This window comes from Bacteroides sp. A1C1 (assembly GCF_004328515.1).
GTDB lineage: Bacteria > Bacteroidota > Bacteroidia > Bacteroidales > Bacteroidaceae > Bacteroides > Bacteroides uniformis.
The window spans coordinates 3,706,897-3,723,172 of the sequence record NZ_CP036491.1 but is presented as its reverse complement, the minus strand read 5'-3'; the positions used below and the strand labels follow the sequence as shown (position 1 = coordinate 3,723,172).

At 48.9% G+C, this 16,276-nt stretch carries 11 protein-coding genes; 8 read left to right on the top strand and 3 right to left on the bottom strand.

The window, feature by feature from the left end; all coding sequences use genetic code 11:
- Together EYA81_RS15255 and EYA81_RS15250 are read left to right on the top strand one after the other, a co-directional pair.
- Window positions 1-555: a 1-acyl-sn-glycerol-3-phosphate acyltransferase gene (locus tag EYA81_RS15255; protein ID WP_117600945.1), complete on the top strand. Its 555-nt coding sequence runs from the start codon at window positions 1-3 to the stop codon at window positions 553-555.
- A 22-nt stretch (window positions 556-577) separates the two neighbouring features.
- Window positions 578-1,384, top strand: a complete 807-nt coding sequence (locus EYA81_RS15250) for an amidohydrolase (protein WP_131226009.1) — start codon at window positions 578-580, stop codon at window positions 1,382-1,384.
- On the opposite strand, the gene EYA81_RS15245 is transcribed toward EYA81_RS15250, so the two are convergent.
- Window positions 1,356-2,057, bottom strand: a complete 702-nt coding sequence (locus tag EYA81_RS15245; RefSeq protein WP_117600947.1) for an SIMPL domain-containing protein — start codon at window positions 2,055-2,057, stop codon at window positions 1,356-1,358. The genes EYA81_RS15250 and EYA81_RS15245 overlap by 29 nt on opposite strands.
- Before the next feature lie 498 nt (window positions 2,058-2,555).
- Here EYA81_RS15245 and EYA81_RS15240 point away from each other — a divergent pair, with 498 nt between their 5' ends.
- Window positions 2,556-4,547, top strand: a complete 1,992-nt coding sequence (locus EYA81_RS15240) for a glucosamine-6-phosphate deaminase (protein ID WP_117600948.1) — start codon at window positions 2,556-2,558, stop codon at window positions 4,545-4,547.
- 89 nt (window positions 4,548-4,636) lie between these two features.
- Here the strand turns inward: EYA81_RS15240 and EYA81_RS15235 are convergent, their stop codons facing one another.
- The gene (locus tag EYA81_RS15235; RefSeq protein WP_131226007.1) at window positions 4,637-6,448 is read right to left on the bottom strand and encodes a glycoside hydrolase family 2 protein; all 1,812 of its coding nucleotides are present in this window, start codon (window positions 6,446-6,448) and stop codon (window positions 4,637-4,639) included.
- 140 nt (window positions 6,449-6,588) lie between these two features.
- On the opposite strand from EYA81_RS15235, the gene EYA81_RS15230 reads away from it, so the two are divergent.
- The 5 genes from EYA81_RS15230 to EYA81_RS15210 all read left to right on the top strand — a co-directional run bounded on the left by EYA81_RS15230 (window position 6,589) and on the right by EYA81_RS15210 (window position 12,678).
- Window positions 6,589-9,510 carry a xanthan lyase gene (locus EYA81_RS15230; RefSeq protein WP_117600950.1) on the top strand — a complete coding sequence of 974 codons (2,922 nt, stop codon included), beginning with the start codon at window positions 6,589-6,591 and terminating at the stop codon, window positions 9,508-9,510.
- A 119-nt stretch (window positions 9,511-9,629) separates the two neighbouring features.
- Entirely contained in the window at window positions 9,630-9,950 is a 321-nt protein-coding gene (locus EYA81_RS15225; RefSeq protein ID WP_117600951.1) for a hypothetical protein, read from the top strand.
- Window positions 9,951-10,166, top strand: a complete 216-nt coding sequence (locus EYA81_RS15220) for a sulfurtransferase TusA family protein (protein WP_117600952.1) — start codon at window positions 9,951-9,953, stop codon at window positions 10,164-10,166. It begins immediately after the preceding gene.
- The gene (locus EYA81_RS15215; protein WP_131226005.1) at window positions 10,166-12,001 is read left to right on the top strand and encodes a YgiQ family radical SAM protein; all 1,836 of its coding nucleotides are present in this window, start codon (window positions 10,166-10,168) and stop codon (window positions 11,999-12,001) included. The genes EYA81_RS15220 and EYA81_RS15215 overlap by 1 nt, the downstream gene beginning before the upstream one ends.
- A 35-nt stretch (window positions 12,002-12,036) precedes the next feature.
- On the top strand, window positions 12,037-12,678 hold the full coding sequence (locus EYA81_RS15210; protein ID WP_117600954.1) for a hypothetical protein: 642 nt from the start codon (window positions 12,037-12,039) through the stop codon (window positions 12,676-12,678).
- An 18-nt stretch (window positions 12,679-12,696) separates the two neighbouring features.
- Here the strand turns inward: EYA81_RS15210 and mfd are convergent, their stop codons facing one another.
- Window positions 12,697-16,086, bottom strand: a complete 3,390-nt coding sequence (mfd, locus tag EYA81_RS15205; RefSeq protein ID WP_117600980.1) for a transcription-repair coupling factor — start codon at window positions 16,084-16,086, stop codon at window positions 12,697-12,699.
- Between the last annotated feature and the right edge of the window lie 190 nt (window positions 16,087-16,276).

Here is a 16,276-nt window from a genome sequence, read left to right as displayed (position 1 = left end):
ATGAAGAAAGCCTTTTATAGCTTCATTTATTATCGTCTGCTGGGCTGGAAGACAAATGTGACGGTGCCCAACTACGACAAATGTGTAATTTGTGCGGCACCCCATACTTCCAATTGGGACTTATTTATCGGTAAATTGTTTTATGGTGCCATCGGCCGTAAAACCAGCTTCATGATGAAAAAGGAATGGTTCTTTTTTCCTCTTGGAGTGATATTCAAAGCCGTTGGCGGCATTCCGGTGAACCGGGGGCGCAAGTCTTCCTTGGTAGACCAAATGACAGAAAGGTTTGCCGCCAGTAAGCATTTCCATCTGGCCATCACTCCCGAAGGAACCCGTAAAGCCAATCCAAACTGGAAGAAAGGCTTTTATTACATAGCACTGAAAGCACAAGTACCCATTATGCTTATCGGGATTGATTATCCTTCCAAGACCATCTCCTCTACCAAAACTGTCATGCCTACCGGAGACATAGAAAAGGATATGCGCGAGATAAAACTGTACTTCAAGAACTTTAAAGGAAAAAATCCCGAAAATTTTGATTTAGGAAATATCTAATCAGGTATTAAGCATTAATGTCATGCGAATAAGCATTCTGCAAACAGACATTGTCTGGGAAAATAAACAAGAAAATCTCCGTCGTCTCCGCGAGAAGTTAGAAACTCTTCGTGGAACAACGGAGATTGTTGTTTTACCGGAAACATTCTCCACTGGCTTCAGTATGGACACCAGCAGCTTGGCCGAACCTACAACGGGAGAAACCATCACGACTCTGCGCCGATGGTCTGAAGAATACCAACTCGCTCTTACAGGCAGCTATATTGCCTGCGAAACAGCCTCGAAAGGAGGAAATCCCTCCTACTACAACCGTGCATTCTTCCTTACGCCCGAAGGCAATGCCTACTATTACGACAAACGACACCTCTTCCGGATGGGACACGAAACAGAGCATTTCACTTCCGGCTGCCAACGTCCCATTATCCAGTATCGCGGCTGGAACATACTGTTGCTTGTATGTTATGACCTCCGCTTCCCAGTTTGGAGCCGCAATAAGCACAGCGAATACGACCTTCTTATTTATGTTGCCAACTGGCCCGTTTCCCGCCGGAAAGTCTGGGACATTCTGTTGCAAGCACGTGCTTTGGAAAATATCAGTTATGTCTGCGGTGTCAACCGTATCGGCAGAGACGGCAGAGACATTCCACACAGCGGAGGCAGTGTGGTCTACTCTCCGAAGGGGGAAGTGCTTGCCACTGTACCCGACAACGAAGAGACAACTGCCACCGCCTCCCTCAGCCTTTCCTCCCTGCAGGAGTTCAGGTTAAATTTTCCCGCTTGGAAAGATGCGGACGAGTTCGTTATTTCTTCAAATAATAGTTCACAGTAGTCACTACACGTACGCTTTTTATATAAGGAGTATAAGCATCGCGGTCACTGATGGAAAACTGCCCTTGCGAGGCATTGCGGATTTTTCCCAGTTCACTGTCCGAATCCTTAGCAAATTTCTCGGCTGCGGCACGGGCATTTTTGGTAGCTTCTTCTATCATTTTGGGTTTCACTTCATTGAGACCGGTAAATTCATAAGACACGTTATATTTATAATCCCCTCCCGTGATGGCAATGCCCTGCTTCAAGAGTTCTGCTTGCCCGGACATGAGTTTACGTACCCTATCCACATTCTTGGAAGTGACAGTGATGACAGACGTGGCATTATAACGATAAGCCACGTTGCGGTCAACATAACGTTCGGCCTGCATGTCAATCACTTCGGGTGGTGCAATACTTATTTCCTCCTTCTCAATGCCGTTGTTTTCAAGGAAACCCACGATGGCAGCGTTTTTCTTCTCCATATTGGCATAAAGCAGTGCAGGATCATTACCTATGTCTTTGTAGACAAGAGGCCAGACTACTTTGTCGGCAGGTACTTCCATCTCAGCCAACCCTTTCACACTGACTACACGATCCTTATTCACAAAATTGTTGATACCGCCTTTTACCATGATTCCCAACAAAAGCAACCCCACAGCTATGATGGCTGCTTCTACTTTCCAGCTTTTCATACATTAATATTTTAGAGTTTATAAACACACACAAATATAACAAACCCAAACGACAAAAAGTGCAATGAATGGTCTATTTTTATATGATTATCCTCACTTATACCCCAAACGAACGAGACATTATACAAAATGCACCCAATCCGCTTTTTTAGAGTATTTAATGAAAATACCCCAAAGAAAGAGTACATCTTCTCCAAAAAGTACCTATTTTTGTCCTTCGAAACAATGTCAAAGCGACAACATGATTAATTTAATAATTCTAACCCCTAAATCCTATGTTGACCCAACGTAAAATCCATACTCACGGTGGCGATTGGCCATGACTTTATGGAATGTACCGAAGACACTTTCCGTACGGCTGTCAAACCCCATATGAGATATGGGACGAACAGTATTTCTTAATTAATCTTCAGCAATATGCGGATGAACATTGTTTTTCGTATATTTGTTGATTGAAAGAACAGTACAATACTTAATCATTTATTAATAATAAATTTTATGAAAACCAATCTAAGCTCTCAAATCACTCTCAACAGAGTCTCCCCCAGGTACTACAGACCTGAGAATGCATTTGAACGGTCGGTATTGACCCGACTGGAAAAAATCCCTACAGATATTTATGAGTCTGCAGAAGAAGGCGCCAACCAAATTGCCCTTGACATTGCACAGTTAATCCGTGACAAGCAAAAGGCGGGACGTTTCTGTGTCTTGGCACTGGCAGGCGGTAACTCTCCGCGCAATGTATATGCAAACTTGGTACGTATGCACCAGGAAGAGGGATTAAGTTTCCGCAACGTAGTCATATTCAACCTCTACGAATATTATCCATTAGCTCCCAATGCCATCAACAGTAACTTCAACGCATTGAAGGAAATGCTGATAGACCATGTGGACATTGACAAACAGAATGTTTTCACCCCCGACAGTACCATCGCCAAAGACACCATCTTTGAATATTGCCGTCTTTACGAGCAGCGCATTGAAAGTTTCGGTGGCTTAGATATCGCTTTGCTGGGCATTGGTCGTGTAGGTAACATCGGTTTCAACGAACCGGGTTCACGCCAGAACTCTACCACCCGTCTGATATTGCTGGACAGCGATTCCCGCAATGAAGCTTCCAAAATGTTCGGTAGCATTGAAAATACCCCCATCAGCTCCATCACCATGGGAGTAGCCACCATCCTCTCGGCAAAGAAAATATATCTACTGGCATGGGGTGAGGAGAAAGCACAAAAGGTGAAAGAATGCGTTGAAGGTCCGGTAACAGATACTATCCCTGCATCTTATCTACAGACCCACAACAATGCACATGTAGCTATCGACTTGTCTGCCGCCGCCAACTTGACACGTATCCAACGCCCCTGGCTGGTAACTTCCTGCGAATGGAACGACAAGCTCATCCGCAGCGCCATCGTCTGGCTATGCCAACTCACCGGAAAACCCATTCTGAAGCTGACCAACAAGGACTACAATGAAAACGGTTTGAGTGAACTGCTGGCATTGTTCGGCTCAGCCTATAACGTGAACATCAAGATATTCAATGACCTGCAGCATACCATCACCGGATGGCCGGGCGGCAAGCCGAACGCAGACGACACCTATCGCCCTGAACGTGCAAAGCCCTATCCCAAACGCGTGGTCGTATTCTCTCCGCATCCCGATGACGACGTTATCTCTATGGGAGGTACCATCCGTCGTCTGGTAGAACAGAAACATGACGTGCATGTGGCTTACGAAACTTCCGGTAACATTGCCGTAGGCGATGAAGAAGTTATCCGTTTCCTGCACTTCATCAACGGGTTCAACCAAATCTTCAACAACAGTGAGGACCAGGTTATCAACGACAAATATGCCGAAATCCGCAAGTATCTGAAGGAGAAGAAAGACGGTGACATGGATACACGCGACATCCTGACCATCAAGGGGCTGATTCGTCGTGGCGAAGCACGTACCGCATGTACATACAATAACATACCTTTGGATCACTGCCACTTCCTCGACCTGCCGTTCTACGAAACGGGCAAGATACAGAAGAATCCTATCAGCGAAGCAGACGTGGAAATCGTACGCAACTTGTTGCGTGAAGTGAAACCCCATCAGATTTTCGTTGCCGGTGACCTAGCCGACCCGCACGGAACACACCGTGTTTGTACGGATGCCGTATTTGCCGCCATCGACCTGGAAAAAGAAGAAGGTGCCAAATGGTTGAAGGAATGCCGCATCTGGATGTACCGCGGTGCATGGGCAGAATGGGAAATCGAAAATATCGAAATGGCTGTGCCCATCAGCCCGGAGGAACTGCGTGCCAAGCGTAACTCTATCCTGAAGCATCAGTCACAAATGGAAAGTGCACCGTTCCTGGGCAATGACGAACGTCTGTTCTGGCAACGCAGTGAAGACCGCAACCGCGGAACAGCCGCCTTGTACGACAGCCTCGGACTTGCTTCCTATGAAGCGATGGAGGCCTTCGTGGAATACATTCCGCTATAAACGGATGAAATATAAAAAAATAAAAAGAGACTGTCTCCAAATTTTCATTATGGAGACAGCCTCTTTTTTTAATATGTATCGGACAAATCCTATTTATAACTCTCTTCCAATTCTCTGTACCATTTCTGCAAAACAAAGAAAGCTTTTTTCTTCTGTCCTTTATCAGACACCAGCCCTTTGCGATTAAAATCATCTTGTATTTCGGGTACATGACGCCTCGGAGAGCGGAAATCCTTCAGTATCCACGGTGTAGTACCGGCCAGTCCCGGAATACGCTTCAACATATTCACGTGGCGGATATACAAATCTTCCTGATACTCCTCCGTAAACCGTTCTTTCCTGGAACCGTGCCGTCCATACAAAGCACCTCCTCCAAGTTCGCTGATAAAGACCGGTTTCCGGGCATCGAACACCCAGTTCACACGGTCACATTTTTCCGAATCGCCGTCATACCAACCCACATATTCATTAAAGCTGATAATGTCAAGGAGTTCTCCCAACGGGTCATTCACAGTCATAACGCCCGGACGAACTTCTTCCTTCTCCATCGCTGCACCAACCAAGCGGACATTATCCAAACTCCTGACCTTGTTTGCCAGCTTGGTAAGGAATGCCAGGCGCGGTTCACTAAGAGGCGTTTCATTGGCTATAGACCAGATGATAACGTTACATCGATTCTTGTCACGTGCAATCATATCACACAACTGCTGTTCCGCATTCTGATAGGTATCCTTATTCTCCCAATGAATAGTCCAATACACCGGAATCTCCGACCATACCAGAAATCCCATGCGCTCTGCCTCACGCACCATCTCTTCATTGTGGGGATAATGGGCCAGGCGGACAAAATTGCATCCAAGCTCCTTTGCCCAACTCAGTAAAGTACGGGCATGGTCTCTTGAATAGGCACGCCCGCTATAGTAGGGAGTCTCCTCGTGGATACTGATACCTCTGCAGAATATCTCTTCATCGTTCAACAGTATTTTAGTTCCCTCTGTACGGATAGTCCGGAAGCCGATCTCATCAGAGACTTTATCTGTTTCGGAAGCCAGATTCACCACATACAGCTTAGGTTTTTCCGGAGTCCACAAGACTGGTTTGGCCTTTACCTGGAACGAAGCATAACCGTTGGAGTCCGTTACAACCTCTTTCTTCACTTTCAGTTCCGGAATATCCAGCACTATCTTTTGCTCTTTGGCAGAACCATCCAGTTGTACCCAGCCTTCAACCGTATCTTTATCATTCTTCTTCAATTGTACGTAATAATCACGTATGTAAGTCGAAGGCGTTTCAATCAAGGTAACCGGCCGGGTGATGCCACCGAAATTCCACCAGTCGGCATTGACCGTAGGCACAGCTTCGGGATGGCGTTTGTTATCGACTTTCACCACGAGGCTATTGGTACCTTCCCTCAAAAGGCCGGTAATTTCAAAATTAAAAGGAGTAAAGCCACCGATATGCCTGCCCAGACGTTTGCCGTTCAGCCATACAATGGCTTCATAATTAACAGCTCCAAAGTTGAGGAAAAGACGTTTGCCCGGTTGCAGGGAGTATTCAAAATGCTTTCGATACCACACAGTGCCTTCATAATAGTACAACTGAGGCCGTTGTGTATTCCAGTCACCGGGAACAAACAGCAGTTTATCCGTTTCAAAATCATACTCTTGAAGTTGGGTCTTATCAGAATAAGTCTTGTCTTGGGCATAACCGCCGTCATAAGGCTTCAAACGATAGTCATAATAACCGTTTTCAAAGGGATCTACAATCGTTTTCCATTGTCCGTCAAGGGACGTTGTCTGGCGTGCACCGACATTCATGATTTGGAGAACCTGCTGCCCGAAGGCCAAAACCGGTACCAGAAGCAAAAGGAAGGCAATACTGCTTTTCAAAAGTGTCTTCATAAGGTTTACATATTATATATGTCTGCAAAAATAATAAAAAGAAAATAACCGCAATCGTCAACGAAGCTTTCTTTTATGTACTTTTGCACGCATCACTATCTGATAAAAGCAGATATTGACAACTTCATTATTTCATCAATATGAAAAAACTTATCCTAACCGGCATATGGCTCTTATATGGAATCCTCCTTCCGGCACAAGAACTAGAGCAGAATGTGGAAGAACGCCTCCAGACATTCTTTAAGGAATACACCACCCATACGACCAACATCGGTACCTACAAGCTAGACAGTTTCCGCATTGACTTCCGGAAGAAGAAATTACTTGTCTATGCAAACGAGCGCTTTGCCTACCAGCCTCTACGGCCTGAAACCGTCGATGCCATTTACCGCCATCTGGGACAAATCCTACCAGGACCAGTAAACAACTTCGACCTCACCGTCTTTGCTGATGGGAAAAACATTGAAGAGCTTATCCCCAACCTCTACCGGAAAGGGAAGAAAGACAAGGCACGTACGTTCAGTCACTTGGAATACAAAGGTATACCTTGGGTAACCCGTACTTCACGCCCCTACGAAATCACCCGAGGACTGGAAGGAAATCACATTGCCCTTTGGCAAAGCCACGGGAAATATTACATCAATGACAAGAACAAATGGGGATGGCAACGCCCGAGGCTGTTCTGCACCACGGAAGACCAGTTCACCCAGTCGTTCATCCTGCCCTACCTCCTGCCCATGCTGGAGAATGCAGGAGCCAATGTATTCACTCCCCGCGAAAGGGACACACAAAAGCGGGAAGTCATCGTAGACAATGACGGTAGCCTAAGCAGAGATGGAGGACAAGGTTCCCTCTATCTGGACGTGAAAAGCCGGAAAGCACGTTGGGAACAGACCTCCCAACCCGGATTTGCCCAACGGAAACGAATCTATCAGGACAATGAAAACCCTTTCCTCACCGGTACGGCACGCTTTGCCAAAACTGAAAAGAAGAAAGACAAGGCTTTTGCCGAATGGGTGCCCGATATTCCGGAAACGGGAGAATATGCCGTATACGTATCTTATCAGACTCTGCCGGGCAGCGTAAGCGATGCCAAATACCTTGTATTCCACAACGGAGGCGTCACAGAATTCAAGGTGAACCAGCAAATAGGAGGCGGCACATGGGTGTACCTCGGCACATTCACTTTCGACAAAGGCCGGAATGACTATGGCATGGTGGTATTGAGCAACGAAAGCAAGGAGAAAGGCGTGGTCTGTGCCGATGCCGTCCGCTTTGGAGGAGGCATGGGCAACATTGCCCGCGGAGGACAAACCAGTGGCTTGCCCAGATACCTGGAAGGCGCACGCTACTCTGCCCAATGGGCAGGCATGCCTTACTCTGTTTATGGAGGCTACGAGGGGAAGAATGATATGAACGATGACATCAACGCACGTTCCCGTACGGTGAATTATCTTGCCGGGAAATCAGTATTCAACCCGGCAGAAGAAGGCTTGGGCATCCCCTTTGAAATGAGTATGGCCCTGCACAGCGATGCCGGTTTCAGCAAGGAAAATGAGATTATAGGCACTCTAGGCATTTATACCACCAACTTCAACAACGGCAGGCTGAATGCCGGTACAGACCGCCATGCCTCCCGCGACCTCTCGGACGTCCTACTGACGCAGTTGCAGCGTGACATCCGCTCCACCTTCAACGTAGACTGGACACGTCGCAGCCTATGGAACCGCAACTATAGTGAAACGCGCCTGCCCGCCGTTCCTTCCACCATCGTAGAACTGTTGTCTCACCAGAACTTCGCAGATATGCGTCTGGGGCATGACCCCAACTTCAAGTTCACCGTCGGACGTGCACTCTATAAAGCCATTCTGCAATATATATGCAACCAGCACGGGAAAGAGTACATGGTCCAGCCGCTTCCCGTCAGCCACTTTGCCATCCGCTTCGGTAAAAAGAAAAATACTTTAGAGCTCTCCTGGCAAGGCAAGGAAGACCCGTTGGAACCGACTGCCAAACCACGCGAATACATTGTATATACACGTATCGGACGTGGAGGATTTGACAATGGCGTACGTGTCAGTTCTCCGTTCCATACCGTAAAAATAGAACCGGGCATCGTCTATTCCTTCAAAGTAACCGCCGTGAATCGGGGCGGCGAAAGCTTCCCTTCGGAAATCCTTGCTGCCTATAAAGCCAAACGGGAAAAAGGACAGATACTTATCGTCAACGGATTCGACCGTATCAGTGGGCCGGCCGTCATAGACACTCCCGAGACTGTAGGTTTCGACCTATCGCAAGATCCCGGCGTTCCCTATCTCTATGACATCTCCCTCTGCGGTACCCAGCAGAACTTCAACCGGAAGGAAGCGGGAAAACGCCTGGGAGAGAGTAGAGAGGAATACGAAGGTATGAAAATTATCGGAAATACTTTCGATTACCCCTTTATACACGGCAAGGCCATACAAGCCGCCGGTAACTACAGCTTCGTCTCATGCAGCGATGAGGCTGTGGAAAAAGGCATCCTCTCTTTAGAGGACTATCCGATAGTAGACTATATCCTCGGGCTGGAAAAAGAAGACAATTCCAGCAATCCGGCACGCAATACATACTACAAGACATTCTCCTCATCCATGCAGCGCATATTGGCTTCGTATTGCCGGTCGGGAGGCAATCTCCTAGTCAGCGGCGCCTATGTGGGCAGCGACATGGACAATTCGCAGGGTAATAGGGATTTTATCCAGAATATTCTGAAGTACCGGTATGGAAATTCCTTGAAAACAGACGGGGATAAAATCGCTGTCCAAGGGCTGGGGCGTACTTTCACCCTTCCCCGACTGCCGAATGAGCAGGACTATCCGGTCACTTCCCCTGATTGCATCCTGCCCATGTCTCCCGCTTTTCCAGTCATGACCTATGCCACCGGCAACGCATCTGCCGCCGTGGCCTATCAAGGCAGCGATTACCGCACCTTCATCATGGGATTCCCTTTTGAAAGTATCAGGGAAGAAACGTCCAGAAATGCAATTATGGCCTCGATACTTCGCTTTCTCACCACAGATTAGGCAGAGCAACACAGAGAAAAACAGCAATCCCTATAAATAATCTGTAGAAATCTGTGTAATCTGTGGTGAAAAAACTATCTTTGCTTCTATTAATCATTAAACACTAAACATTAAACATCATGTACACCATACAAGCCAACCCCAGCGGAACCCGCAGCTTAGAAGTTTCAGAAGAAAACCTTGCCACCATTGAGAAGTACGGACTCTTCCGCCATCTCATCGACAGCAACGGCATTGTAGACGAAACAGTGCTCGACAAGTTGAAACTGAACATTCGCTCCCTCATCGCCGCACAAGAGGAAGATAGCAAAGACCTACTCGACCTCTGCATCGACGTTATCTATCACAACAACATGAAGGCCTTCGGACTGCAGCAACTCATTAAGCTCTATCTGCAATGGCTTTCCCAACAAGGCACTATAGAAATAGAAGAAGAATAAATGAAAACCATCGATACCTGCGGACAACAGCATTACAGCCCTCTAATCCCTGCCATAAAAGCCATGTGCAAGGCCGGGAAAGGCGAGAAGCTGGAAATCATCATGGACAACGCCACTGCCTTCAATGACATGAAAGAGTATCTTTCCGAGCAGCAGATAGGTTTCCGTGAGATTTACGACGGAGAACGAATGACATTACAGTTTACAATGTATTAATGAAAGAATATCGCCTTACAGACTGGCTTCCCACCACCAAGAAAGAAGTGGAACTGCGTGGTTGGGACGAATTAGATGTAATACTTTTCAGCGGTGATGCCTACGTGGACCATCCGTCTTTTGGAGCCGCCGTCATAGGTCGTATCCTCGAAGAGGAAGGACTACGCGTAGCCATTGTCCCCCAACCGAACTGGCGCGACGACTTACGCGACTTCAAGAAACTGGGACGCCCCCGTCTGTTTTTCGGCATCAGTCCCGGCTGCATGGATTCGATGGTCAATAAATACACTGCTAACAAACGCTTGCGCAGTGATGACGCATATACACCGGACGCACGTCCGGATATGCGCCCCGAATATCCTTCCATTGTATATACCCGGATATTGAAACAACTATTTCCCGATGTCCCCGTCATACTAGGTGGCATCGAGGCAAGTATGCGCCGTTTGACGCACTACGACTATTGGCAAGACCGTGTACGCCCCAGTATCCTCCTCGACAGCGGTGCCGATTCACTCATCTACGGCATGGGAGAGAAACCGGTGGTGGAACTTGCGAATAGGCTGAAATGCCAACAAATAATGGACACCAAAGGCTTCAAACAGCTCATTGCCGATATTCCGCAAATGGTCTATCTCGACAAGGAGGTAGCTGCAGAAGAAGGAGATATTACCCTCTTTTCCCACGAAGAATGTCTGAAGGATAAAAAGAAAGAAGCTGCCAACTTCCGTCATATCGAGGAGGAAAGCAACAAATATACAGCATCCCGCATGTTACAAAAGGTCGGCAAACAGACAGTGGTAGTCAATCCCCCCTATCCTCCCCTGACGGAGGCAGAGCTCGACCATTCTTTCGACTTGCCTTATACGCGCCTGCCCCACCCCAAGTACAAGGGAAAACGTATTCCGGCATACGACATGATAAAGTTCTCCGTCAACCTGCATCGCGGATGTTTCGGAGGGTGTGCCTTCTGCACCATCTCCGCGCATCAGGGCAAGTTCATCGTAAGCCGTAGCAAGGAAAGCGTTCTGAAAGAGGTGAAAGCTATCATGGAGCTGCCCGACTTTAAGGGTTACTTAAGTGACTTGGGAGGCCCGTCGGCCAATATGTACCGCATGAAGGGACGGGATGAGGCCGTCTGCAGGAAATGTAAGCGTCCGTCGTGCATCTACCCCAAGGTATGCCCCAATCTGAATACAGACCACCGTCCGCTGCTTGACATCTATCATGCCGTAGATGCCCTGCCCGGCATCAAGAAGTCGTTCATCGGCAGCGGTGTACGCTATGACCTGCTGCTGCACCAGAGCAAGGACCCGAACACTAACAAAAGTACGCAGGAATATACCCGCGAGCTCATTGCCCGCCATGTCAGCGGTCGCCTGAAGGTAGCACCGGAGCATACGTCAGACCGCGTGCTCAACATCATGCGCAAGCCTCCGTTCAGCCAGTTCGGTGAGTTCAAGAAGATATTCGACAGAATTAACCGTGAAGAAGGACTGCGCCAACAACTCATCCCTTATTTCATCAGCAGTCATCCCGGATGCAAGGAAGAGGATATGGCGGAGCTTGCCGTCATCACCAAGCGACTGGACTTCCATCTGGAGCAAGTGCAAGACTTTACCCCTACTCCCATGACCATTGCCACCGAAGCATGGTACACGGGCTTCCATCCTTATACGCTGGAACCGGTATTCAGTGCCAAAACGCAGCGCGAGAAACTGGCTCAACGCCAATTCTTCTTCTGGTACAAACCCGAAGAGCGCAGGAACATCATAAACGAACTGCGGCGGATAGGACGGACGGATTTGATAGACAAGCTATACGGGAAACGATAAAAATACGATATTTCCAAGAAACTCACAGCAACTGCATGAAACGATTCCTCCTCTGTCTATCCCTACTCTCCATCGGAGTGACAGGGATGCTGGCACAAAGCGAATGCCTACCGCAAAATTACAGCATCATCCTTGGTGGCGGTGTTTCCTTGCCCCATGTAGAAGGAAACCGCAACGACTTCTTCAGCAAGAACGGCAACCGGGTGGGATATGACCTCATGACAGAAGGCCGCTACTACATCACGCCCCTATTTGCCATGGGACTTCAATATGACTATCTGCGCATGGCCCGCCTGCCGGATAAGGCACATCTGCACTGCATACGCCCCAACATCACATACCGTCCCTTGTGGAGCAACGGTAATCAAGGACTGTTCCTATCATTCGGCATCGGGTATATGAACTATCAAGAACGGACATATAAACGCGGTGAACGGAACGGACACCTTTTCCATAAAGGATATTGTGGAATAACTTTCGCTGCAGGCTATGAGTTCCGCATCAGCTGTAAACTCTCGGGTATGATTCGCTGTGATTTCCTAACAGCAGACTGGTTTGCCAACCCCGATGCACGACTTTACAACACGGACGGCTATGATGACGGAGTAGATCATAGCTGGTTCAAAAACAACATCACTTTCTTCAATTTGGGATTCTCCTTGCAGTTCGGACGTTAGTGGCAGGAGTGGCAACAGTTACTCCTCCACCTGCATTGCCACTACCTCCTGCAACACACAGACAGCTTCTTCCACCGTCCTGACATCCTTCACCAGCATACTCCGTTTGTTGTTCTGCTCGCGCAGGTCGCAACGACGGGTATATTTCATCATGTAGGCAATGACCTTACCGAAAGCCTGGCTCTGATAGTACGGGCTGTCCGGATTGGAGACGAAGAACAGGGACATGCGCCCACCTTTCAGAAAGACTTTCTCCACGCCGAGGCGGGCAGCCAGGCGTCGCAAGGGAACGATGCGCAGCAGTTCTTCCGTTTCGGGAGGAATCGGGCCGAAGCGGTCTTCGAGGCGGGAACGGAAAGCATCCACATCCTTGTCGAGTGTCAATCCGTCCAACTCGCGATAGAGCAACATACGCTCGCTGCTGCCAGTCACGTAATCGGCAGGCAACAGAAGTTCAAGGTCGCTTTCCACCTGGCATTCGTCGACAAACTGTTCTCCACTGATGACGCCTCCGTCTGCTTTCAGTTCTTCGGCATAAAGGTCGGCAAACTCGTCGGTCTTCAGTTCATGCACAGCTTCGGAGAGAATCTTTTGATAAGTCTCGTAGCCCAAGTCAGCAATGAAACCGCTCTGTTCGGCACCGAGCATATTGCCTGCACCACGGATGTCAAGGTCTTGCATGGCAATGTGGATGCCACTGCCCAGGTCGGAGAAGTTTTCGATGGCTTGCAGACGCCGCTTTGCTTCGGGAGTAAGGGAGGACAAAGGTGGTGCCAGCAGGTAACAGAAAGCTTTTTTATTGCTCCGCCCCACACGTCCGCGCATCTGGTGCAAATCACTGAGGCCGAAGTTCTGCGCCTGGTTGATGATAATGGTATTGGCATTGGGTATGTCGATGCCACTTTCGATGATGGTAGTGGCAAGCAGCACATCGTAATCGTAATTGACGAAATCAAAGATTATCTTCTCCAGTTCGGCAGGCTCCATCTGTCCGTGTCCGATACAGACACGGCAATCGGGAATGTGCCGCTCTATCATGGTCTTCAACTCAAACAGATTGGAAATACGGTTATTCACGAAGAATACCTGCCCGTTACGGCTCATCTCGAAATTGACGGCGTCGGCAATGATTTCCTCGTTGAAGGTGTGCACTTCCGTCTGGATGGGATAGCGGTTAGGCGGCGGTGTCTGGATGACGCTCAAGTCGCGCGCACCCATCAGCGAAAACTGCAAGGTACGGGGAATGGGTGTAGCCGTCATGGTCAGCGTATCCACATTCACCTTCAATTGGCGAAGTTTCTCCTTGACGGAGACGCCGAACTTCTGCTCCTCATCAATAATCAACAAACCAAGGTCTTTGAACTTAACGTCTTTTCCCAGGATACGGTGGGTACCGATAAGAATATTCACTTCCCCTTCGGCAAGCCCTTTCACTACAGCCTTTGCCTGAGCAGCGGTGCGGGCACGACTCAGATACTCCACCCGGCAAGGCAAGCCTTTCAATCGCTCCTTGAAGGTCTGGAAATGCTGATAGGCAAGTACGGTAGTGGGCACCAGTACAGCCACTTGCTTATTGTCCGCCACAGCCTTGAAAGCGGCACGAACAGCCACCTCCGTCTTGCCGAAGCCCACGTCACCGCACACCAGGCGGTCCATCGGACGGGCACTCTCCATGTCGGCCTTCACGTCGGAAGTAGCCTTACTTTGGTCGGGGGTATCCTCATAGATGAAGGAGGCTTCCAACTCCCGTTGCAGGAAGCTGTCGGGACTGTATTGGAAACCCTTCTCCTCGCGGCGTTGCGAGTAGAGTTTTATCAAGTCGCGGGCAATATCCTTTATCTTCGTCTTGGTGCGGTCTTTCAGCTTCTCCCAGGCTCCGGTGCCGAGCTTGTTGAGGCGGGGCGCTTCACCCTCCTTTCCCTTGTACTTGGAAACCTTGTGCAGAGAGTGGATGGAGACAAACACCACATCTTCGTTCTGATAGACAATCTTCATCACCTCCTGCGTGGTGTCACCGTTGGGGATACGTACCAGTCCGGCAAAACGCCCCACACCGTGGTCGGTATGCACCACATAGTCGCCGGGGGTGAATTGGTTCAGCTCCTTCAGGCTCAAGGCCACCTTGCCGCTGCGTGCCTTGTCGCTCTTCAAGTTATACTTGTGAAAGCGGTCGAACAGCTGATGATCGGTAAAGATACAGATACGTAAAGTGTCGTCGGCAAAGCCTTCGTGCAGTGTCCGTTCTACGGCGGTAAAGGATATGTTGTCTCCACGGTCCTCAAAGATGGCACGGATGCGGTCGGTCTGTTTCAGGCTGTCGCTGCATATGTAGATGGTGTAGTGACGGGAGAGGTATTCGCGGAAACTCTCCGCCACCATGTCGAAGTTTTTATGGAAGATAGGCTGTACCGTAGTATGGAACGAGACGGTGGCATCCGGTGTTCCGGTGGGCTTGTTGCCAAACTCCATCCGGCGGAAATCGAGGGCGCGCAGGGTGAACTCGCCACCATCAATCAGCTTGCCTTCCAGCGTGATGGCTCCATTCTCCTCCGACTCACGGGCAGCGATGGCCTGTGGGGTGAGCGATTCGTCGTGCACGGTCTGGATGCGTTCGCGTAGCCAGAGGAAATCGCGCATGGCAAGCAAGCTGTCCGACGGAAGGAAATCGAGGAACGACACCATGCCGCCGCTTCCCCTTTTTTCCAGGCTATGGCTCAAGTCGGGAACTATCACGATGCTTTCTTTCCTCTCCTTCGAGAGCTGTGTTTCCACCTCGAAGGTACGGATGCTTTCCACCTCATCGCCGAAGAAGTCTATACGGAAGGGATATTCGGAAGAGAAGGAAAAGACGTCGATAATACTGCCACGAACGGCATACTGCCCCGGCTCGTAAACGTAATCCACATATTCGAAACCGTAGCTGCGCAATACGTCCGTCACAAAGTCCATATCCCCCCTCTCGCCTGCATGCAGTTTCAGTGTATTCTCCCCCAGTTCCTTACGAGAGACCACCTTTTCGGCCAGCGCATCCGGATAGGTCACCACGCAAAGCCCCTCTTCTCCTTTTTGCAGGCGACTCAGCACTTCTGTACGGAGTATTTCGTTTGCCGCATCCTTCTGCCCGTACTTGATGGCGCGGCGAAATGAAGAAGGAAAAAACAATACCTGCTCTGTCCCCAATATCTGCGTCAAATCATGATAGAAATAACCGGCTTCCTCCATATCGCCCAGAATGAAAACGAGCGGACAAGTAGCCCGCTGAACCAATACAGACGAAAACAAAGAAGCGGCAGAGGCATATAAACCTCCGCAATATAGGTGACGGACAGAGTTATCTTTCAGAAGCCTGCACACCCCCTCTACATTGGGATGGGAAGCATAAGATTGTTGCAGTTCAGTTATATTCATTGCTTTGCGCTTTTTCCCCCGGTATTGCCTCTCATAAGGTATCCTACCGAAATAAATTCGGTGCAAAAATACACAAATAATCTTTAGCTTTGACCTGTCGGCAACTATGTTCTCTGAAATAATCTTTCTGCTGTCAGCCTGCACATCCTTCACCTTTTTTCTGTATCGCCCTATTTATCGGGGAAGGCAA